Annotated in this window: 17 protein-coding genes; 8 read left to right on the top strand and 9 right to left on the bottom strand. The window is 72.1% G+C overall.

Annotated features, from left to right (window positions below):
* Positions 1-502: 502 nt before the first annotated feature.
* From ABD329_RS10255 to ABD329_RS10245, 3 genes are all read left to right on the top strand, one after another.
* Entirely contained in the window at positions 503-1,186 is a 684-nt protein-coding gene (locus tag ABD329_RS10255) for a peptide deformylase (protein ID WP_198280860.1), read from the top strand.
* A 202-nt stretch (positions 1,187-1,388) separates the two neighbouring features.
* Complete coding sequence (locus ABD329_RS10250) at positions 1,389-2,144, top strand: GNAT family N-acetyltransferase (RefSeq protein WP_198280861.1); 756 nt, start codon at positions 1,389-1,391, stop codon at positions 2,142-2,144.
* Positions 2,141-2,998, top strand: a complete 858-nt coding sequence (locus ABD329_RS10245) for a lysophospholipid acyltransferase family protein (protein WP_198280862.1) — start codon at positions 2,141-2,143, stop codon at positions 2,996-2,998. Before ABD329_RS10250 ends, ABD329_RS10245 begins: the two co-directional genes overlap by 4 nt.
* A gap of 93 nt (positions 2,999-3,091) precedes the next feature.
* On the opposite strand, the gene paaK is transcribed toward ABD329_RS10245, so the two are convergent.
* Positions 3,092-4,399, bottom strand: coding sequence for a phenylacetate--CoA ligase PaaK (paaK, locus tag ABD329_RS10240; RefSeq protein ID WP_198280863.1), 1,308 nt, complete (start codon positions 4,397-4,399; stop codon positions 3,092-3,094).
* Positions 4,400-4,657: 258 nt separating this feature from the next.
* Between paaK and ABD329_RS10235 the strand changes: the two genes are divergently transcribed.
* Positions 4,658-5,179 (top strand): hypothetical protein, encoded by a 522-nt coding sequence (locus ABD329_RS10235; protein ID WP_198280864.1) that lies wholly within the window; start codon positions 4,658-4,660, stop codon positions 5,177-5,179.
* Positions 5,180-5,263: 84 nt separating this feature from the next.
* Here the strand turns inward: ABD329_RS10235 and ABD329_RS10230 are convergent, their stop codons facing one another.
* From ABD329_RS10230 to ABD329_RS10195, 8 genes are all read right to left on the bottom strand, one after another.
* Positions 5,264-6,040, bottom strand: coding sequence for a sugar phosphate isomerase/epimerase family protein (locus ABD329_RS10230; RefSeq protein ID WP_198280865.1), 777 nt, complete (start codon positions 6,038-6,040; stop codon positions 5,264-5,266).
* Entirely contained in the window at positions 6,037-7,980 is a 1,944-nt protein-coding gene (locus ABD329_RS10225) for a DUF2264 domain-containing protein (RefSeq protein WP_344316252.1), read from the bottom strand. Before ABD329_RS10225 ends, ABD329_RS10230 begins: the two co-directional genes overlap by 4 nt.
* 74 nt (positions 7,981-8,054) lie before the next feature.
* Complete coding sequence (locus tag ABD329_RS10220; protein WP_198276341.1) at positions 8,055-9,035, bottom strand: hydroxyacid dehydrogenase; 981 nt, start codon at positions 9,033-9,035, stop codon at positions 8,055-8,057.
* Positions 9,036-9,082: 47 nt separating this feature from the next.
* Positions 9,083-9,994 (bottom strand): carbohydrate ABC transporter permease, encoded by a 912-nt coding sequence (locus ABD329_RS10215; RefSeq protein ID WP_246618335.1) that lies wholly within the window; start codon positions 9,992-9,994, stop codon positions 9,083-9,085.
* Positions 9,994-10,953, bottom strand: coding sequence for a carbohydrate ABC transporter permease (locus ABD329_RS10210; protein ID WP_344316251.1), 960 nt, complete (start codon positions 10,951-10,953; stop codon positions 9,994-9,996). Before ABD329_RS10210 ends, ABD329_RS10215 begins: the two co-directional genes overlap by 1 nt.
* 67 nt (positions 10,954-11,020) lie before the next feature.
* Positions 11,021-12,340: an ABC transporter substrate-binding protein gene (locus tag ABD329_RS10205; RefSeq protein ID WP_246618334.1), complete on the bottom strand. Its 1,320-nt coding sequence runs from the start codon at positions 12,338-12,340 to the stop codon at positions 11,021-11,023.
* Positions 12,341-12,471: 131 nt separating this feature from the next.
* Positions 12,472-13,554, bottom strand: a complete 1,083-nt coding sequence (locus ABD329_RS10200) for a LacI family DNA-binding transcriptional regulator (protein WP_198276335.1) — start codon at positions 13,552-13,554, stop codon at positions 12,472-12,474.
* 101 nt (positions 13,555-13,655) lie between these two features.
* Positions 13,656-14,207, bottom strand: a complete 552-nt coding sequence (locus ABD329_RS10195; RefSeq protein WP_198276334.1) for a sigma-70 family RNA polymerase sigma factor — start codon at positions 14,205-14,207, stop codon at positions 13,656-13,658.
* A 141-nt stretch (positions 14,208-14,348) separates the two neighbouring features.
* Between ABD329_RS10195 and ABD329_RS10190 the strand changes: the two genes are divergently transcribed.
* The 4 genes from ABD329_RS10190 to ABD329_RS10175 all read left to right on the top strand — a co-directional run bounded on the left by ABD329_RS10190 (position 14,349) and on the right by ABD329_RS10175 (position 20,641).
* A complete protein-coding gene (locus tag ABD329_RS10190) occupies positions 14,349-17,213 on the top strand; it encodes an AfsR/SARP family transcriptional regulator (RefSeq protein ID WP_309142672.1) in 2,865 nt (954 codons plus the stop codon).
* A 310-nt stretch (positions 17,214-17,523) separates the two neighbouring features.
* Positions 17,524-18,165 carry a DUF4142 domain-containing protein gene (locus ABD329_RS10185; protein WP_037952588.1) on the top strand — a complete coding sequence of 214 codons (642 nt, stop codon included), beginning with the start codon at positions 17,524-17,526 and terminating at the stop codon, positions 18,163-18,165.
* Between the two features lie 20 nt (positions 18,166-18,185).
* On the top strand, positions 18,186-19,706 hold the full coding sequence (locus ABD329_RS10180; RefSeq protein WP_198276333.1) for a DUF1996 domain-containing protein: 1,521 nt from the start codon (positions 18,186-18,188) through the stop codon (positions 19,704-19,706).
* Complete coding sequence (locus ABD329_RS10175) at positions 19,706-20,641, top strand: RNA polymerase sigma factor (protein WP_198276332.1); 936 nt, start codon at positions 19,706-19,708, stop codon at positions 20,639-20,641. Before ABD329_RS10180 ends, ABD329_RS10175 begins: the two co-directional genes overlap by 1 nt.
* Positions 20,642-20,735 lie beyond the last annotated feature (94 nt).

The raw sequence follows: 20,735 nt of genomic DNA, 5'->3' as shown, positions 1-20,735 counted from the left end.
CGGTCCGGGGGCTGGGGCGGAGCCCCGGTCCGGGGGCTGGGGCGGAGCCCCGGTCCGGGGGCTGGGGCGGAGCCCCGGTCCGGGGGCTGGGGCGGAGCACCAGTATCGGGAAGGGGTGGGGAGGGGAGCAGCTCGCCGCAGGCGGTGGGCTGCGTCGGATACTCCCTGCGGCCGGGAGGGCCGCCGCCCCACGGCGCGGAACCGGGGGCGCGGAACCGGGGGCGCGGAACCGGGGGCGCGGGACCGGGGGCGCGGGATCGGGAAGGCTGCCGCCCCGCGTGCACAACGGGGAGAGCATCGCGGAGCGGCAGCGGCCGAGCCGGGAGACTCGGCCGAGCCGCGGGGGCGTGGGATGTTCCCCGGCGGCTCGTCAGCGTCTACGGATCCCATCGGTGCCCTGTTCACCTTTTGTCCGATGGTGAGCACCCGTACCCGAGGGCGCCCGAACCCCGGCCCCGTCCCCGAATTGCCGTGGCGTGATCGTCTTGCCAGGCTGTCCCCCATGCCGACCACCACCCTGTCCGAGCTCGTCGACGAACTGCTCTCCGGGACCCGCCCGCTGCCGATCCTCTCCGCGGGCGTCCCCGTGCTCCGGCGACCGGCCCTGCCGTACGAGGGCCAGCTGCCCGCGGACCAGCTCGACCGGCTGCTGACGGCGATGCGGGAGACCATGCACTCCGCGCCCGGAGTGGGGCTCGCGGCCCCGCAGATCGGTGTGCCGCTGCGGCTGGCGGTGATCGAGGACCCGGCGGAGGTGACGGCCGAGGTGCGCGAGGCGCGCGGCCGGGTGCCGCAGCCGTACCGGGTGCTGGTCAATCCCCGCTACGAACCGGTCGGCGACGGCCGGGCCGCGTTCTTCGAGGGATGTCTGAGCATCCCCGGCTGGCAGGCCGTGGTCGACCGGCCGGACCGGATCCGGCTGCGCGGGCAGGACGAGACGGGGCGGGAGCTGGACGAGGAGTTCACCGGCTGGCCCGCGCGGATCGTCCAGCACGAGACCGACCACCTCGACGGCGTCCTCTATCTGGATCTGGCCGAAACCCGCTCCCTGTCCTCGGCCGAAGCGGTAAGCGACTACTGGTCCCAGCCCACCCCCGCCACCGCGGCCCATGCGCTGGGGTTCCCGCTCCCGAACGCCACCCGCGCCGCCGATGACAGCGGCGGCACCGGCGCTACCGCTCCGTAACCACGGCCGACCTGCGGCATGTTTTCGTCATCGGCTGGCAGTCGTCGAATCACCGCACGGACACTGTGACGTACGTCGCCACGGCAAGACTGGTGGACGCCCCGGTACGCGCCGCCTCCGCGTACCGCACGGCGAGTGAGGCGTTTCTTCCGCTCTTCCCCAGTCCCCACCGCTCCTGACTTCCCTCGAACGGAGAACAGGAATGTCCGTGCTCACGACGTCCACGACGGCGCCCACCAGCTCGTACGTCACCTCGATCGCCCACACGCGGGAGCAGATCCACGCCGCCCAGCGGCTGCGCTACCAGGTGTTCGGCGAGGAGAGGGGCGGCCGGCTGGACGCGGCGGTCGACGGCCGCGACGTGGACGAGTTCGACGAGGTCATGGACCACTTGATCGTCACGGACACGGTGACGGGCACCGTGGTCGGCACGTACCGGCTGCTCCCCCCGGGCCGCAGTGAGCGGCTCTACTCGGACACCGAGTTCAATCTGCACGGGCTTCCGGCCGAGGTCCGCTCGTCCATGGTCGAGGCCGGCCGCGCCTGTGTGCACGCCGACCACCGCTCGGGCGCCGTCATCAACCTGATGTGGGCCGGCCTGGCCCGCTATGTGCTGCTGTCCGGCCACCGCTATCTCGCGGGCTGCGCCTCGGTGCCGCTGGCCGAGGGCGAGCGGGCCGCCGCCAACGCCTGGCTGCTCGGCACCACCAAGCACGCCGCCCCGCCGGAGATGCGGGTCCACCCGCTCGACCCCTGGATACCCTCGCGGCCGCTGGACGGCGAGCCCGCATACGCCGATCTGCCGCCGCTGCTGCGCGGGTATCTGCGGGTGGGCGCCTGGATGTGCGGCTCCCCGCAGCACGACCGGGCCTTCAACGACGCCGACTTCTTCGTGCTGCTGGACACCGAGCGGATGAACGACCGCTACCGCCGCTACTTCCTGGGTGAATCCCAGTGACCGTCCCGGCCGCGATGAGCCTGCCCGCACACGCCTGGGCGGCCTGGTCGCCGTGCACCACCGGCTGTGTCGCCCACGCCGCCGACCGCGCCCCGGCCACCCGGGTCGCCCGGCGGGCCGCGGTCTTCGGCCGGGCGGTGCTGGGCGCGCTGGTGTCCGGCCGGCGGATCGCCGAGCCCGAGACGCTGCGGGCGCGGGCCGCGACGTTGCTGGACTCCCTCGGGATCCGGCTGGAGGTGGCCGGCGACAGCACGCTCAGCGCCCCGGGGACCACCGGCACGCTGATCGTGGCGAACCACATCTCCTGGCTGGACATCATCGCGCTGCTGTCGATCGAGCCCGTGGTCATGCTGGCCAAGCGGGAGATCGCGGGCTGGCCGGTGATCGGCCCGATGGTCACCCGCGCGGGGACCCTGTACATCGACCGCGACTCGCTGCGCGAACTCCCCGCGACGGTACGGGAGATGGCGGCCCGGCTGCGCGACGGCCAGTCGGTGATGGCCTTTCCGCAGGGCATCACCTGGTGTGCGGGCACCGGCGGCAGCTTCCGCCGGGCCACCTTCCAGGCCGCGCTGGACGCGGGCGCGCCGGTGCGCCCGGTGACCCTGGACTACGTCCAGCACGGCGCCCCGACCACGGTGGCCGCCTTCGTCGGCGAGGACGACTTCGGCCACTCGCTGCGCCGGGTGATCCGCGCCGACGGACTCACGGTGCGGGTGAACGTGCACCGGCCGCTGCGGCCGATGCGGGACGTCGACGACCGGCGCCGGGTCGCGGCGCAGGCCCAGGCGACGGTCTGCGGGGCGCGGCTGCCGCTGCATCACGAGGTCGCCGCCCTCGGGCTGGCACGCTGAGAAACCCTCGAACCGGCACGCCGAGCCCGTGCACGCGCCTCGGGTCCGTCCTGGCCACGGACGGCGCCCGGGGCGGCTCGGCCCGGTCCGCGCTCAGCCCTCCGTCCGCAGGTCCTTGACCCGGCGGATCTTGCCCACGGAGCGCTCCAGCGTCTCCGGCTCCACGACCTCCACCTCGACCGTGAGCCCCACCCCGTCCTTCACGCCCCGCGCGATCGCCGTGGCGGCGTCCGCGCGCCGCTCAGGGCCGACCCCGGGGCGCGCCTCGATCCGCACCGCCATATGGTCCATCCGGCCGCGCCGGGTCAGCTCGAGCTGGAAGTGCGGGGCCACCGACGGGACCCGCAGCACGATCTCCTCGATCTGGCTGGGGAAGACATTCACCCCGCGCACGATGAGCATGTCGTCGCAGCGGCCGGTGATCTTCTGGATGCGCCGGAAGGCGGGGCGGGCGGTGCCGGGCAGCAGCCGGGTGAGATCCCGGGTGCGGTAGCGGATGACGGGGAGCGCCTCCTTGGTGAGGGTGGTGATGGTCAGCTCCCCCTCCTCGCCGCCCGCCAGCACCTCATCGGTGAGCGGGTCCACGATCTCGGGGTAGAAGTGGTCCTCCCAGACGTGCAGTCCGTCCTTGGTCTCCACGCACTCCTGGGCCACTCCCGGGCCCATCACCTCCGAGAGCCCGTATATGTCCACCGCGTGGATGTCCATGCGCTCCTCTATCTCCCGGCGCATCTCCTCCGTCCAGGGCTCGGCGCCGAAGATGCCGACCTGGAGGGAGGTGGAGCGGGGATCGACGCCCTGCCGCTCGAACTCGTCCAGGAGCGTCAGCAGATAGGAGGGGGTGATCATGATGATCTCGGGCCTGAGGTCCTGGATGAGCCGCACCTGCCGGGCGGTCATCCCCCCGGAGGCGGGGATGACGGTGCAGCCGAGCCGCTCGGCGCCGTAGTGGGCACCGAGGCCGCCGGTGAACAGCCCGTACCCGTAGGAGATATGCACCTTGTGGCCGGGGCGGCCGCCGGCCGCGCGGATCGAGCGGGCGATCACCTCCGCCCACGTCGACAGGTCGTACTCGGTGTAGCCGACGAGGGTGGGGCGGCCGGTGGTGCCGCTGGAGGCATGGAGCCGCCGCACCTCGCTCTGCTCGACGGCGAACATCCCGAAGGGGTAGCTGTCGCGCAGATCGGCCTTGGTGGTGAAGGGGAACCGGGCCAGGTCCTCCAGGGTGCGGCAGTCCTCGGGGCCGACCCCGGCCGCACGGAACTTCTCGCGGTACACCTCGACATGGTCGTACGCATGGCGCAAGGTGGCACGCAGCCGGGTGAGCTGAAGCGCCCTCAGCTCCTCGGGGCTCATCCGCTCGGCGTCGTCGAGCGGAGCCGCGCTCAGCGAGTCCACCATGGGCCGTCCACCACCTCCGGATGCCGACCGAACATTCGGTTACCGTTCGGGCGCGGTCCAGTAATCCAGCATCCGACCTGGCTGTCAAGGGTCCGGGCATCCGCGTGCGCGCCCGGCCCGGCGTGGACCGGTGCGGAAGGGTGCGGGACGGCGCGAGGCCGGTGAACGATCGGTGACCGCCATCCGTACCCGTAGCCGTAGCCGTGGCCGCGAGAGACGCGGCCGCACCCCGTATCCGACGATGCGAGAGGGCCTTTCATGTACGACGCCGCCGACGCCGACGCTCCGCACCCGGTCCGGACCGCCCTCCGCGCCCCGCGCGCGATGGCGGTCGCGGCGGCCGTGGGCGCGCTGCTCGCCATCGCCGGATGCGGCGGCGGGGGCGAGGGCGGGGACGGTAAGGCAGACGCCAAGGCGGAGGCCGGAGGGAACGCCGCCCGGCCGAGCGCGAGCGCCAGTCCCACGCCCAAGGCCGCGCGGGTGGAACAACTCGCCTCGGCCGCTCGCTGCAAGCCCGAGTTCACCACCAAGGTGGACGACTACCGCCAGGCCGTCTGCAAGAACTCCCGGGGCAAGTTCCTCTTCCTCGACTTCGTCACCGCGAAGAACCAGCGCGACTGGCTGGAGACGGCCCAGATGTACGGCGGCGTCTATCTGGTCGGCAACCGCTGGGTGCTGTCGTCCTCGCCCCGGAAGAACATGGAGGACTTCCGGGAGAAGTTCGGCGGCACGATCGAGGAGGGCACCTCCTACGGGGGCGCCTCCCGCACCCCCCAGTGATCACCTGCCCCTCGATCGCCGCCGATCCCGTGTCGATGCTCCCCCCACCGCCGCAGGCGGCAGGGGGTCGGCGGGGCGACGCTCCTACACGGCGGCGAGCGCCCGCAGCGTGGCCGCCTCCCGGGGTAGCAGCCGCTCGTCGTCGTCCGGTACGAACTCCAGCAGGACGTCCAGCGGCGAGCCGTCGGCGGACACCGCGGCGCGGTGCGTGAGCAGCCGCTCGAAGGCGCTGCGCCACAGCGGGGCGCGGGCGGTCAGCGGCAGCCGGGTGGTCCCGGGCCACCAGGAGAAGGCGTGCACCGCGGCGATCCGGCCCCCCAGCGCGTCCAGCCCCTTCAGCGCCTCGGCGTCCGGCATGTCGACGGGCGGCTGCCAGTAGGTGGCGACATCGGGGCGGTCCACCTCCTCCAGCAGCCGGAGGGTGTGGTCCGCGCCGTCGGTCAGGGTGTTGCGGTGGAACTCATAGGCGAGTTCGACCCCCGCGTCCGCGGCGAGCGCGGCGGCGCGCCGGGTGTCCTCGACCACCGCGCGGCGCCCCTCGGGCGGGGTCTCCTCCGTGCCCGTGGCGCCCGCCCAGATCCGGATGCGCGGGGCGCCGAGCGCCACGGCGGAGCGGAGCACCGCGTCGAACTCCTCCGGGTCGCTTCGCCCGGCGCGGTAGTAGGAGCCGTACGAGGCGACGGCGAGCCCGGCGTCCACGGTGGCGTCGCGGACCCGCCGGGCGGTGTCCTCGTCGCCGGGCGGCACATGGACGTCCCCGCCCCATTCGACGCACTCCAGGCCCGCTCCGGCCACGGCGGCGATCACCCGGTCCGGGGCGAGCCGGCGCAGGGTCACCGAGCAGATACCGAGCCGCGTCACGCGCCCACCTCCGTGACGGTGGGCGCCTCGCCCGCGCCGAAGTCCACCACGAAGGCCCCGCCGTCCGCCGGCCGTACGGTGACCGCGAGCCCGTTCACCTCGGCGGTGGCGAGATCGGCGAGCGGGGCTGGGTCGCGCTCCCCGGTGAGGGAGGCCAGCGCGACGAAGAGGGTGCCCGAGGGGTCCTCGCCGACGGTGCCGGTGAGTTCGGGGACCAGGGCCCACGGCCCGTACGCGGTGCCCTGCGGCGCCCGGACCGCGGTGGCGGTCTCCCAGCCGTGCAGTCCGAGGAGCTGACCGGTCACCTCTCCCCCGTCCAGCCGTATCTCGGCGCCCTTCTCGGTCTCCGCCGGGGTGCCCGGGGGCAGCGCGACGGCCCAGCCGCTGTGGTGGATCCGGGTCCCGGCGGGGACGCCCACGGTGCGGTGGACGCGCACTTCGAGCCGGCCGCGGACGAGGGTCAGGCTGTCGATGCGGATCGAGGGCACCTTGGGGCCGCCGTCGGGGAAGGCGGGGGTGTGGGAGGAGGCCAGCCAGTCGGGGCCCGCGGCCAGGGGGTGGATGCGCAGCCGGGCGGTGCGCACGCCGCGCTCTTCGAGCGCGATGTGGTTGTCGGGGGTGTTGTCCGGGCTGGTGGGGCCGGTGCGGGTGGAGTAGGCGAGCCGGGCGTAGAGCGGGTCGGCGGGCGCGTGCTCGGCCTCCCAGGGACGGAGCTTGTAGCTGCCGTGGTTGTGCAGCCGCACCAGCCCGTCCCGGCCCGTGGTCTGGACGAGGAACCCGGCGGCGGGTAGCGCCAGCGCCCGGTCGGGACCCTCGGCGGGCGCGGCCTCCTCGGTCGCGGTCCACACCGGGTGGTCGGGCGGGAGCAGCAGGGCGAGGAACCCCTTGGAGGCCCAGTAGGGCGAGCCGGGCCCGGAGTAGCGCTGGAGGGTCGCGGCGTGCGGCCCGTACCAGCCCAGGCTCAGCACCCCGTCCTCGGTCAGCGCCCCGCGGTCCAGGAAGTGGCGCAGCGCTCCGCTGAGGAGGCGGCGGGTGGCGCCGGGGGCGAGGGGGGTGTGGCCGGTGAGGGCGCCGAGTGCCACCGAGGCCCCGGCGGCGAAGCGGTAGGTGAGGGAGCGGCCGTGGTGGATGGGGGCGCCGTCGGCGTCGAAGAGCAGCGAGAAGCCCTCGAGGAAGGTGCGCAGCCGGGGGCCGAGCCGGTCCAGGAGCTCCCCGTCGCCCGCGAGATGGGCGTGGAGCAGCGGGTACATGTGCAGCGCCCAGCCGTTGTAGTGGTCGAACGACCGCCCGTCGCCGTCGGAGTACCAGCCCTGGCCCTGGTACCAGCCCTCCAGCAGGCCGAGCCCCCGCTCGATGGCGCGGGCCGTCTCGGCGTCGCCGCGTCCGACGGACTCGAGGAAACCGGCCACGGTGAGCGGGAAGAGGTACCAGTTGTTGGGCGCGGGCTGGTGGCGCAGCGCCCCGCGCAGCCACTCCTCGGTGCGGTCCTGGGCGTCGGACGGCAGGGCCTCCCAGGTCCATGGCGCGGTCAGCCGCAGGCCGAGGGCCACCGACGCGGACTCCACCATGGGCTGGCCCTGGACCCCGTGATGGCCGATCACCGGCCAGGACTCGGCGTCCCCGCGCCCGGGGGTGCGGGTGCCGCGGGCGATCCCCGCGGTGTAGCGCTCCAGGATGCCGTGCTGGTCCTTGCCCGAGTCCCCGGCGGCGCGGAGGGCGGCGAGGAGGAAGGTGCGGGCGAACCCTTCGAGCCCGTCGGAGCGCACCCCGGACCTGGACGGCGGTCCTGGCAGGTCGATCAGGGCCTGGCCGGGGGTGGCGTAGCGGAGGGCGGCGTGCAGCATGCCGTCCGCGGCGGCCTCCCAGTGGGCGCGGGTGTAGCCGGTGTGGGGGCTGAGGGTGCGGTCGTCGGCGGGGAGGAGGAAGGGGAGCTCGGGCATGGCGGGGTGGGCCTCCTGGGGGTCGCGGGACGTGAGAGGGCGCGCGGATGGGTGGGGTGGAGCCGCGCGCCCTCCTATGCCGAGCGGTCGAGGATCTCCGGTCGTACGGGGTGGGCGAAGGGGCGGCCGGTGACGTAGTGCTCGATCTCGCCGATGGCGAGGTCGGCCAGGCGGCGCAGCTCACCGCTCTTGGATCCGGCGATGTGGGGGGTGATGAGCGCGTTGTCGCAGTCGTACAGCGGGGAGTTGGCGGGCAGCAGCTCCGGCACGGTGACGTCGAGGACGGCGCGGATCCGCCCGGCCACCACCTCCTCGGTCAGCGCCTCCTGGTCCACCACCGCCCCGCGCGCGGTGTTGATGAGCGTGGCGCCGTCCGGCATGGCGGCCAGCAGCTCCCGGCTGACCAGCCCCTGGGTGGCGGGCAGCAGGGGGGTGTGGACGCTGATGACATCGCTCTCGGCGAAGAGTTCCCGCAACGGCACCGGGCGCGCCCCGAGTTCCTTCGCCTCCTGAGCGGTGACATACGGGTCGTGGAGCAGGAGGTCGAGGTCGTACGGGCGCAGCAGCTCGATCACCCGGCGGCCGATGGCGGACGCGCTGAGGATGCCCACCGTCCGGCGGTAGTTGCCCGCGTCCGGATAGCGCTCGTTCCAGTCGATCGTGCGCCGCTCGGCGCGGTAGTCCCGGGCGATGTCCAGGACCCGCTTGTTGGACAGCAGGATCATGGCGACGGTGTACTCGGCGACGGGCAGGGCGTTGGCCGCGGCCGCCGAGGAGACCGCGATGCCGCGCTCCCAGCAGGCGTCGGTGATGTGGTGGCGCACGGTGCCCGCGGTGTGCACCACGGCGCGCAGCCGGGGCGCGGCGTCGAGCGTGCGGCGGTCCAGGGGCGGGCAGCCCCAGCCGGTGACCAGCAGTTCGGTGTCGGCGAGGGCGCGGCGGGCGGCCGGGGTGGTGAAGTCGTCGATGACGAGGCCGGGGTCGAGGTCGAGGAGGTCGATGAGCCGGTCCAGGCTCGCGGGCCCGAGCACCTGCCGGGCGGACCGCTCGGCCATGGCCAGGGCGGCTCGGGGGCGGCGGCGGGCGGAGAGGTGGGTTGCGGTCACTTGACGCTCCCTGCGGTCAGTCCGGACTTCCAGTAGCGCTGCAACAGGACGAACGCCAGGATCAGCGGCACGACGGCGAGCAGTGAGCCGATGACCACGAGGGGGTAGTACTCGGGCGAGACGGTGGCGGCGCTGTTCCAGGTGTAGAGGCCGAGGCTGAGCGGATACAGGTGCTGGTCGGAGAGCATCACCATCGGAAGGAAGAAGTTGTTCCAGATGGCCGTGAGCTGAAAGAGGAAGACGGTCACGAACCCGGGCCCGAGCATCCGCAGGCTGACCCGCACATAGGTCTGGAGCTCACCGGCGCCGTCGACCCGGGACGCCTCCAGCACCTCGTTGGGCACATAGCCGCTGCTGAGCAGGCGGGCGAGATAGACGCCGAAGGGGTTGAAGAGCACCGGGATGAAGACCGCCCAGAAGGTGTTGACCATCCCTATCTCGGAGGCCACCAGATAGAGCGGAAGGGCCAGCACGGTCGGCGGCACCATGACGCCGGTCAGGACGAGCCCGAAGAACTTCTCCTTGTGCCGGAACTCGTACTTGTCGAAGGCGTAGCCCGCGGCGACGCTGATGAGCGAGCCGACCAGGGCCCCGACGACCGCGTACAGCAGGCTGTTGACGTACCACTCGCCGTAGAGCCCGCCGTCCATGGAGAACAGGTCGGAGAGGTTGCGGCCGAAGGAGAAGTCGCCGAGCGAGAAGATGTCGCTGCCGAACAGGGCGTCGGCGTTCTTGGTGGACGCCAGCAGCAGCCACAGCGCGGGCAGCATGGTGTAGAGGGCGGCGATCAGGACCACGGCGTTGGCGATGCCGCGGCTGGTCAGCTTGGAACGGCCGAAGGGCTTGCCGAGCGGCCTGGACGGTCCCGGGGAGGGGTTCACCGGGGTGGTGGGTGTGGTCGTGGTCATCACGCTCTCCGTTCCCGGCGGCCCGACCAGCGCGTCACGGCGTACGACAGGACGCAGGTGACGATCAGGAGGATGACGGAGGCCGCGGAGGCGAGTCCGTAGTTGTTGCGGCGGAAGGCCGCGTCGTAGATGTACATGTTCGGGGTGAAGCGGGAGTTGACCATCGGGGTGGCCTGGTTCATCAGCATGGGCTCGGTGAACAGCTGGAGCGCGCCGATCAGGGAGAACATGCACACCATCACCACGGAGCCCCTGATGATGGGCACCTTGACCTGGAGCGCGGTGCGGATGCCGCCGGCGCCGTCGATGGTCGCCGCCTCGATCACCTCGCGCGGCAGCGCCTGGAGCGCGGCATAGAAGATGATCATGTTGTAGCCGAGGCCGCTCCACAGGGCGATGTTGACGATCGACGGGAGCACGGTGTGCAGGCCGAGGAAGTCGACGGTGATGTCGGCCTGGGCGAAGAGCTTGATGACCGGGCTGAGCCCCGGGGTGTAGAGGTACAGCCAGATGACGGCCGCGATGATGCCGGGGACGGCGTGCGGCAGGTAGAGCAGCATCTGCGAGGTCCGCCGCAGCCGGATGAGGCCCGAGTCGAGCAGCAGGGCGAGCGCGAGGGCGCTGATGACCACGGTGGGTACGAAGATCACGCAGTAGAGGGCGATGGTGCCGAACCCGGAGAGGAAGCTGGGGTCCTGCAACACCGCGAGATAGCTGCGCAGTCCGGTGAAGACGGTCTCGCCGCCGCCGAAGCCGAGCCCGCTGTGGTCCTCGCCGAAGAGGCTGAGGTAGATGGCGTAGCCGACGGGGACGAGGAACACGGCGATGAGCAGTGCCGTGAAGGGGGTCAGCAGAACGGTGGCGGCGATCCGCTGCTGGCGCCGTCCGGTTCTGCGGGGCGGGTCGGCGGCGCCCGCCGGTGGCGGCGCCGTCCGTCTTGAGGACGTGACTGTGCTCACGGGGTACCTCGGCTCAGGCGTGGTGAGTACGGCTTTTGAAGGTGCGGTGCGAGGTGGCGGGGCGGGCTCAGTCGGTGGTGACCGACAGGCCGAGGCTCTTCAGGTCGGGCATGGTTCTGCTCTGGGCTTCGCGCAGGGCCTCCAGGACGGTGCCGCTGCCGGCTCCGGCCCGGGCGAGCCCGTCGTCGCCGGAGGTGGTGGTCGAGACCATCCGCGGTCCCCACTTCCAGCTGGAGGTGATCATCTCGGCCTGCTTCCCGAAGAGGCCGAAGATGTCCTGTCCGGAGTAGTAGCTGGTGTCCATCTCCTTGCGGGCGACCGGGACCAGGCTGGGCACGGATGGGAAGGCGCTGCTGACACCGCTGGCGAGCTTGGCCTTCAGCGCGTCGGGGCTGGTCACCATCCAGGAGATGAACTTCATGGCCTCCTCGGGGTGCCGGCTGTCCTTGGTGACCATGAAGGTCGAGCCGCCCTGCGTGCTCACCTTGGGCTTCGCCGGGTCCCACTGCGGCATCGGCGCGATGGCCCATTTGCCCTTGCCGTCGGGGGTGGACGCCATCATCGAGCCCGCGGCCCAGGCGCCCGCCAGATAACCGGCCGTCTCACCGCTGCGCAGATGGGCCCGCCACTGCTGGCTGGAGCCGGGTTCTACGCGCACCAGGTCGTCGTCCATCAGCCGCTGCCAGTAGCCGGCGACCTTGCGGGTGGGGGCGTCGTCCATGGAGACGCGCCAGGTGCCGCCCGAGGTCTGGTACCACTGGGCCCCGGCCTGCCAGGCGTACCCGGCCATGTAGAGGGTGCCGCCGGTGGTGAAGAGGCTGGCGATCCGGGAGCGGGGCTGGGCCTTCTTGAGCTCGCGGGCCGAACTCTCGAACTCCGCCCAGGTCTTGGGGACCGGGATGTGGTTCTTGGTGAAGATGTCCTTGCGGTACAGGAAGACCATCGGCTCGATGTCCACCGGTACGGCGTAGGTGCGCCCGTCGAAGGTGGTGAGGTCCAGCGCCTGCGGCAGGATCTTGCGGCGCACCGAGTCGGGCAGCAGCTTGGTGATGTCCCGGGGGACGCCGTCGATGGTGAAGCTGGGCAGCTGGGGGTATTCGATGGTGGCGACATCGGGGGCGTTGCCCGCGCGGCCGGCGTTGCTGAGCTTGGCCCAGCCGCCCTGTTCGCCGGAGGGGACCTGCTGGAAGTCCACCTTGATGTCGGCATGGGTGCGGTTGAACTCGTCGACGACCTCCTGACTGCCGCGCAGCGCCGACCAGAAGGTGAGGCGCACGGGGCCGTCACCGGCGGTGTCGGACCCGCGGCTGGTGGAGCAGCCCGCCAGGACGAGGACGAGCAGCGTGAGCAGTGCGGTGGTGCCCGCCGTAGCCCGGTATCCGGGCATGCGGCGTCCTGGGCGTCTATGACCAGGCATGGACCCTCCCCTGATTCAACGGTGGAGTCAGAGGGAATCCTGAGCGCTTGACTGAATTTCCGTCAATACATCGAACAGTAGAAACTAAATCGGTCAAACGCTCAGTGGAGCGGGGCGGTGGAATCGCGGACCACCAGATCCGGCAACAGCTCCAGATGACGGGCGGCGCCGGCCCAGCGCCCGGCCCGGGTCCGCTCCAGCTGGCGGGTCAGCAGCTCCAGCGCCGCCTGCCCGACCTCCCCCTTGGGCGGGGCCACGGCCGTCAGCGCGATCTGCCCCATATCGGCGACCACATCGTTGTAGGCGACCACCGAGCAGTCGCGCGGCACCTCGATGCCCGCCTCCCGCAGCCGCTGGACCAGCACCAGCGCGTCCATGTCGCCGTGGATCAGCGCGGCGGTGGCCCCGGCGCGGCGCACCGCGGCGGCCAGGTCGGCCTCCCGCTCGTCGCGCGGGCGCGGATCGGGCCCCGCGGTGCGCGAGCTGAGCATCACCGGGCACCCCTCACCGATGCCGCGGGCGGCGGTCTGCGCGGCGAACTCCGACCGGATCACCCGTGCGGTCGGGCTGTCGTCGCGCGCCGCCAGTACGATCCGCCGGTGCCCCAGCGAGATCAGGTGCTCCAGCGCGAGGTGCACCCCGTAGGCGTGGTCGGAGCGCACGCAGTCCAGCCCGTAGACCGCGCTGCCCCGGTGGGGCCGGCGCTCCACCAGCACCACCGGGACCGCCAGGTCGGCGAGCCAGGCGTGGTCCGCCCGCGCCTCCGCCTCGGTGCGCCAGCGCGGGGCGAGCAGCAGCCCCCGCGCGCCCGCGTCCAGCGCCTGGCGGACCGCGCGCTCGGTCCCGCGCTCGTCCGCGGCGATGTGCAGCGCGAGCCGCAGCCCGGCCTTCTCGGCGGCCTCGCGCGCCGCCTGGACGGCCTCGGTGAGGTAGGTGTTGCGCTCCGGGACCACCATGCCGATGGTGTCGCCGGTGGCGGTGGACTCCGTGGGCATGGGCCGCAGCGAGCGCGCCACCCCGTGGCCGCGGCGCAGCTCGCCGCGCTGGGCCAGCTCCTCCACGTCCCGCCGCACGGTGACGACGGACACCGCCAGCTCATCCGCGAGATCGGTGATCCGGGCGCTGCCCCGGGCCTCCACCAGGGCCGCGATCCGTGCCTGCCGCTTCTGCGCCGGCTCCCGCATGTTCCCCACCTCCGACGCGATCGGCTTTGGTCTTCGTATCGAAACACCGCCATAGTAGCGATCATTCGATCAGAAAGCAGTCGTCGGGTGGCCGGAGCCGGTCAGCAGTCGGTGATCCCCCGCGCTCGCAGGGCCGTCCGCAGCGCCCGAGTCGCGTAGTACGTCCGCGACTTGACGGTTCCGGGAGGCACCCCGAGCGCCCGGGCCGCCTGGCTCACACTGCGGTCCAGATAGTGCAGGTGCAGCAGCACCTCCCGCTGCGGGGGCGCCAGGTCCGCCAGGGCGTCCCACACCACCCGGGCGGTGAGCGTCTGATCGACCAGGTCCGGCGCAGTCGGCATCGCCATATCGACCTCACCGGCCGCCTCCAGCCGCGGCTCCACCTGGTCCTGGTGGGTGTCGCCGGCCAGATCGCCGACGAGGTCGCCGACCACCGTGAACAGCCGGTGGCGGGCGGAGGCGTCCATGGGGCCGATGTCCATCGGCCGCAGCCAGGCCCGGATCGCCACCTCCTGCACGATGTCCTGGGCCCGGTGCCAGTCCCCGCCCAGCAGCCGGGCGGCCAGCCGGTGCAGCGCCGAGCCGTGGCGCCGGTACAGCGTCGTTAAGAAAGTGTCGGCGTCGGTCATGACGGCCGCCGCGTCGATGTCCATCGTCCCGTTCCCCCCGAGGCGAATGCGTTGATGGCGGGAGCGTAAAAGAAGGGGGACGCCGATTGAGTGACGAAAGTCTGACGACACGCGTCGGCCGGAAGAGCACGGTGCCCGAAACGGGCTCGACTAAGATCCCTAGTTGTGCGATTTACGGTGTTAGGCCCGGTCAGGGCGTGGCGTGCGGACGCCGAACTGGAGCTGGGCCCGCCCAAACAGCGAGCGCTGCTGGCGCTGTTGTTGGTGCGGGCGGGGCAGCCGGTGGCGCTCAGCGAGATCGTCGACGTCCTCTGGGCACAGGATCCGCCGAGCACCGCGGTGAACGTGGTGCACCGCCATGTGGGCTCGGTGCGCCGGCTGCTGGAACCGGGGCTGGCGGCGCGGGCGGAGGGCAGCCGGCTGGTGCGCAGCTCCGGCGGCTACCGGCTGAACGCCGACCCGGACGCGCTGGATCTGCTGCGCTTTCGGCGCTTGAGCGAATCGGCCCGGCGCACCGCCGCCGAGGGGCGGCCGGAGCGGGGTGCCGAGCTCTTCACCCGGGCGCTCGCCCTGTGGCAGGGGCCGACCGCCACCGGGGTCCCCTCCGACATCCAGACCCATCCCGTCTTCTCCGGTGTCGACCGTGAGCTTCTGGCCGTCGCCAAGGAGGCCGCCACCACGGCGCTGGCCTCCGAGGTGCCGGAGCAGCTGCCCACCGTGCTCCAGCAGTTCGCCGCCCATCACACGCTGGACGAAACCCTCCAGGCCCAGCTGATCCGGGTGCTCGCCACCACCGGACGGCGGGCCGAGGCGCTGGAGGTCTTCTCCACGGCGCGGAACCGGCTGGCGGACCAGCTCGGCGTGGCACCCGGCCCGGAATTGCGCGCCGCCCACCGCGAGGTGGTGCCCCGGTCGACCCCGGCCCCCGCCGAGCCGGTCCAGCCGACCCCTCCGGCGACACCGCCCGCCCCGGCGGTCCGACCGGCGCAACTGCCGCCCGATCTGCCCGCGTTCAGCGGACGCCACAGCGAACTCGCCGGTATCCACGCCCTGCTGCCCGAGGGCGCCGGGGTCGCCCCACCGGCCCCGCTGGTGATCAGCGCGATCGACGGGATGGCCGGGATCGGCAAGACCGCGCTGGCCGTGCACTGGGCGCATCGGATCGCCCACCGTTTCCCGGACGGACAGCTCTACGCCAATCTGCGCGGCTTCGATCCGACGGGTTCGATGATGTCGCCGAACGAGGCGCTGCGCGGATTCCTCCACGCGCTGGGGATTCCGCCCAGCCGGGTGCCCACGGGGCTGGACGCCAAGACCGCGCTGTACCGCAGTCTGCTGGCGGGGCGGCGGATGCTGGTCCTGCTGGACAATGTGGTGGACTCCCAGCACGTACGGCCGCTGCTGCCCGGCTCCCCCGGCTGTCTGACCATCGTCACCAGCCGCAATCAGCTGCACGGGCTGATAGCGAGCGAGGGAGCCCGTCCTCTTACTCTGGGGCCGCTTTCCCCGGCCGAGTCCCATGAGGCACTCGTCCGGCGGCTGGGCACGGACCGGGTCGCCGCGGAGCCGCAGGCGGTGGCGACCATCATCCGGCTGTGCGGGCGGCTGCCGCTCGCACTGGCGGTAGTGGCCGCCCGCGCCGCGACCCGTCCCTCCTTTCCCCTTTCTTCTGTCGCCGCGGAGTTGCGCGAGAGCCAGGGCAACCTCGACGCGTTCGCGGGCGCCGATCCGAGCACCGACGCGCGGAGCGTCTTCTCCTGGTCCTACCGGGCGCTGGAGCCCGAGGCCGCCCGGCTGTTCCGGCTGCTCGCCCTGCATCCCGGGCCCGAGGTCTCCACCGCGGCGGCCGCGAGCCTGGCCGGACTGCCGCTCCGGGTCACCCGGGCCCTGCTGGCCGCGCTCACCCGGGCCCATCTGCTGGTGGAGCACGACCCGGGCCGCTACACCTTCCACGATCTGCTGCGGGCCTACGCCATGGAGCTGGTCCAGGACCATGAGGCGGAGGAGGTCCGCCAGGGCGCCCGGCACCGGATGTTCGACCACTATCTGCACACCGCGCGCACCGCCGCCACGCGGCTCGCCCCGCACCGGACCGAACCGCTGCCCGTGTCCCCGGCCCGGCCCGACGCGGCACCCGAGCACCTCGGCGACCAGGAGCGCGCCGAGGCATGGCTCTCGGCCGAGCGCCGCGTGCTGCTGTCAGTCGTCGAGCACGCACGGGACCACGGATTCCCCACCCACGCCTGGCAGTTGGCCGTGACGCTGGAGCTCTTCCTGGACCGGCGCGGCCACTGGCAGGAGCAGACCGCCATCCAGCGCACCGCGCTGGGGGCGGCCCGGGCTCTGTCCGATCGGCTCGGCCAGGCGCACAGCCACCGCACCCTGGGCTTCGCCGAGGGACGGCTGGGCCGGTACGAGGAGGCGCACGGCCAGCTGGAGCGGGCGCTGGAGCTGTTCACGGAACTCGGCGACCGGGGCGGGCGGGCCCGCACCCTGCGCGCCCTGGCCTTCCTGGCCAACTGCCAGGGCCGCTACCAGGAGGCGCTGGGCCACTACCGGCCCGCGCTCGGCCACTATGTCGCCCTGGACCACATCAGCGGACAGGCCAGCGTGCTCAACGAGATCGGCTGGACCCATATCCTGCTCGGTGAGTACGAACACGCCCTGGCCCGCTGCCGGGAGGCCGTCGAACTGCACCGGCGGATCGGCGACGCGGCCGGCGAGGCCGCCGCCCTGGACAGCGTGGGGTACGCGTACCACCACCTCGGACGGTATGAGCACGCCCTCACCTCCTACGGCCGGGCGATCGCCATCTACCGCGAGATCAGCGACCGGTACCTGGAGGCCGACACCCTGCACCACCAGGGGGACACCCGGTTGGCCCAGGGCGATGTGGCCACCGCCCTCATCGACTGGCGGCGGGCCCTGGAAATTCTCCAGGAGCTGAACCACCCCGATGCCCGGGTCCTCGACGGCAAACTGGGGCAGTACCGGCAGTCGCCGCATCCGGCCTCCGCTCTGAGCGGATGACGGGGCCTGGTGGGCGTGGTCTTCCGCGTTGTCGCGTTCACGGCGGGGCGCCTCCGGGTCGTCGGGACGGTGTGCGGCCGGGCCGCTCGGACGCGGCCGTGCACCGGGTTCTCCCTGCCGTACGTACGGGCCCGGTGAGTTGCTCAACGAGGCGGGAGAAATCTTTGTGAGCGCCCTCCGGAGGGCGGCCGCGCAGGGTAGCAGCAGCTAATGATCTCTGTCCCGGCTTTATTCACTAGTGATGAGGTCTCCACGACCGAGCCACACGAGGTACTAGCGTCCGGTGTCACTCCGAACCAAGGAGGGCGCTGTGCCATCAGCAAACCTCACCAGATCCATCGCCTCCAGCCGTACCATCGGCACCGGGCTCATCATCGGGGCGCTCGCCGTCACCCTGGCGGCGATCCTCATTCCGGTGTCGTTGTTCGGTGAGAGCAGCGTGGCCCAACCGCGCAATGGCGTCACGGACGACGGCGGTGGGACGGTCAGCACCCAGTACGGGCCGCTCACGGCCACTGACCGGGACTTTGTCCGCAAAGTCAGGCTCGCCGGAACGTGGGAGCTCCCCGCTGGACGTCTCGCCCAGGAGCGTGACAGCCGGGACGCCGTGAAGACCGCCGGTGAGCATCTCATCGAGGGACACACCGAGCTCAACCGCCGCGCCGAGGAGGTCGGCCGGGCTCTCGGGATCCAGTTGCCCAGTCAGCCCAACGCTCAGCAGCAGGGCTGGCTGAATGAGATGACCAACGCGGGCAGCAGCGCCGAGTTCGAGCGGGTATTCGCAAACCGGTTGCGCGCCGCTCACGGCAAGGTGTTCAACCTTGTGGCGCAGGTGCGGGCCGAGAGCCGCAACTCCATGGTCAGATCTCTGGCCACCAGGGCCAATGCCATCGTTCTCGACCACATCACGGTCCTCGAGGACACCGGGCTTGTCGACTTCGACGCCCTCTAACGACTAAGTGAAGTGATCTCATGAGGCAACAGACCCACAAACGCGGGCGGTTCACCAACAAAACCGTCGCCATCGTCGCCGCGCTGGCGCTCGGCGGCGGCGGGGCCGCGATCATCGCCGCCAACGCGTCCGCCCACGGCGACAAGAGCGGCTCCGACCAGAACCACACCGTGGCCGCGAAGGCGGGGACGATCCAGTGCCCCGATGTGGGGCAGCAGCTGAGTGACGTGCCGTCGAAGGCCAGGCCCGAGGTCGACAAGAACCTGGCCGAGCTGGACAACCAGGTGGCCAAGGCGTACCAGCGGATGAACCAGCAGCAGGGTTCGAACGACGCCGTGCTCTCCAAGCTCAACGACGACCGTTCCCAGACGCTGAACAACATCGGCTCGGCCATGGGCGGCGACAACTCCCAGCTCCAGGGCATGGCCAACTGCAAGTGGCAGGAGGTCGCCAACCAGGCCGGCCAGGGCCAGGACGGTCAGCAGCAGGGCGGTCAGCAGCAGGGCGGCGACCAGCAAGGCGGCCAGCAGCAGGGCGGCGACCAACAGGGCGGCCAGCAGGGCGGCGACCAGCAAGGCGGCCAGCAAGGCGGCGATCAGCAGGGCGGCGAGGGCGCCAACGAGGTGCCCGGCAACGCCGGCGGCCAGGCCGGCAACGGCCCGTCGCAGGACGACTTCGTCGACATCACCAAGGTGCAGCCGAACGTCCAGCAGCCGCCGGAGGCCCAGGGGAACGGCTCCACCGGCACCTTCTCCTCGGAGTGCGGAGTCGGCGACCCCGAGCTGCGCAACAGTGACAACGTCATCGTCGCGCCCGGTGTCGGCAACGGCGCCCACCACACCCACGACTACGTGGGCAACGACAAGAACGACGCCTTCGCCAACAACCAGACCTTCGAGCAGGGCGGCACCTCCTGTAAGAACCAGGACGACAAGTCGACCTACTACTGGCCCGTGGTCCGCGCCCAGGACGGCAAGGACGAGGCGGACGCCAACGAGCTCGGCGGTGGCCAGGAGGGCAACGTCGGCACGATCCTGACCCCCAAGAGCTCCAAGATCGAGTTCAAGGGCAACGCGCAGAGCAAGGTCACGGCGATGCCGAAGTTCCTGCGCATCATCACCGGTGACGCCAAGGCGTTCACCAACGGCGACAAGAACGCCAACGCCTCCTGGAGCTGCACCGGCTTCGAGGACCGGCAGCTGACCGACAAGTACCCGCTCTGCCCCGAGGGCAGCTCGGTCACCCGGACCTTCGACTTCCAGAGCTGCTGGGACGGCCAGAACATCGACAGCGCCAACCACCGTGACCACGTGGCGTTCGCCAATGAGGACGGCTCCTGCCCCAACGGCTTCAAGGCCATCCCCCAGCTGGTGAACACCATCACCTACGACGTGCCGGCCAACACCCCGTTCGCCGTGGACGGCTTCCCCGAGCAGTTGCACAAGCCCATCACGGACCACGACGACTTCATCAACGTGATGTCGGAGGACCTGATGAACGAGGCGGTGGACTGCATCAACAGCGGCAAGCAGTGCGGCTGATGGAACACACTCACCAGGCGCGCGTCGGCCGGAAGGCCGGCGCGCGCCGCGCTGTCACCGGGCACTTACACCAGGCCGCGGACGACGACGCGGACGACGACCCGCCGGCGGCGGAGCATCCGGACACCGAGGGGTTCCCGGGACCGGAACATACCGACCGACCGGTCCGTGCCCCCTCGGACCAGGAGCTCACCCGGCGGCTGATGGAGGGCTACCGGTCGGGCAGCGCCAGCCCGGCCACGGCCGACCTGCTCTACCGCCGCCACCACCCGGCGACCCTTCGCTACGCCCGGACCTGCTGCCGTGACCCCCATGACGCCGAGGACCTGGCCTCGGAGGCGTTCTTCCGCACCTTCCAGGCCGTTCGCGCCGGGGGCGGTCCGCGGGGGCCCTGGCGGCCGTATCTGCTCACCGTGGTGCGCCATACGGCGATGGAGTGGAGCGCCGGGGAGCGCCGGGTGCTGCTCACCGCCGACTTCGAGTCCTGGCGGCAGCACGCGTCCACGGCCGACCCACAGCAGCATCTGGTGGCCCGGGAGGACCGCCGGTTGCTCATCCGCAGCTTCCGGGGACTCCCCGAGCGCTGGCAGACCGTGCTGTGGCTGACCCTGGTCGAGGAGGAGTCCCCGCACCGGGTCGCCATGGTCCTGGGCATCTCCCCCAGCGGGGTGACCTCGCTGGCCTTCCGGGCCCGGGAGGGGCTGCGGGAGTCGTATCTGCGGGCCCATCTGGAGTCGGCGCGAGACGACCGGTGCCGGCACTACAGCGGCCCGCTCGGCGCCTCGGTGCGCCGCGGCGGGGTGCGCGGCCGGGCGCTGGCGCGCCATCTCGCCGAATGCGCCTTCTGCTCCCACGCGTACCGCGAACTGCTCGGCCTGAACGCGGCGATGCGCACGGCCCCGCGTACGGCGGCGCCCGCCGGGGCGAGGGGCTGAACCACCCCGCTCCGGCGATCCCGGCGGGCTCCCGGAACTCCCGGAACCCCCGGAACTCCCCGAATCCCCGGAGCTCTATGGGCCCCCTGGGGCA

The sequence above is a fragment of the Streptomyces javensis genome (genome assembly GCF_039525925.1).
Lineage (GTDB): Bacteria > Actinomycetota > Actinomycetes > Streptomycetales > Streptomycetaceae > Streptomyces > Streptomyces asiaticus.
The sequence above is the reverse complement of the archived record's forward strand: the minus strand, read 5'-3'. Positions and strand labels throughout refer to the sequence as shown.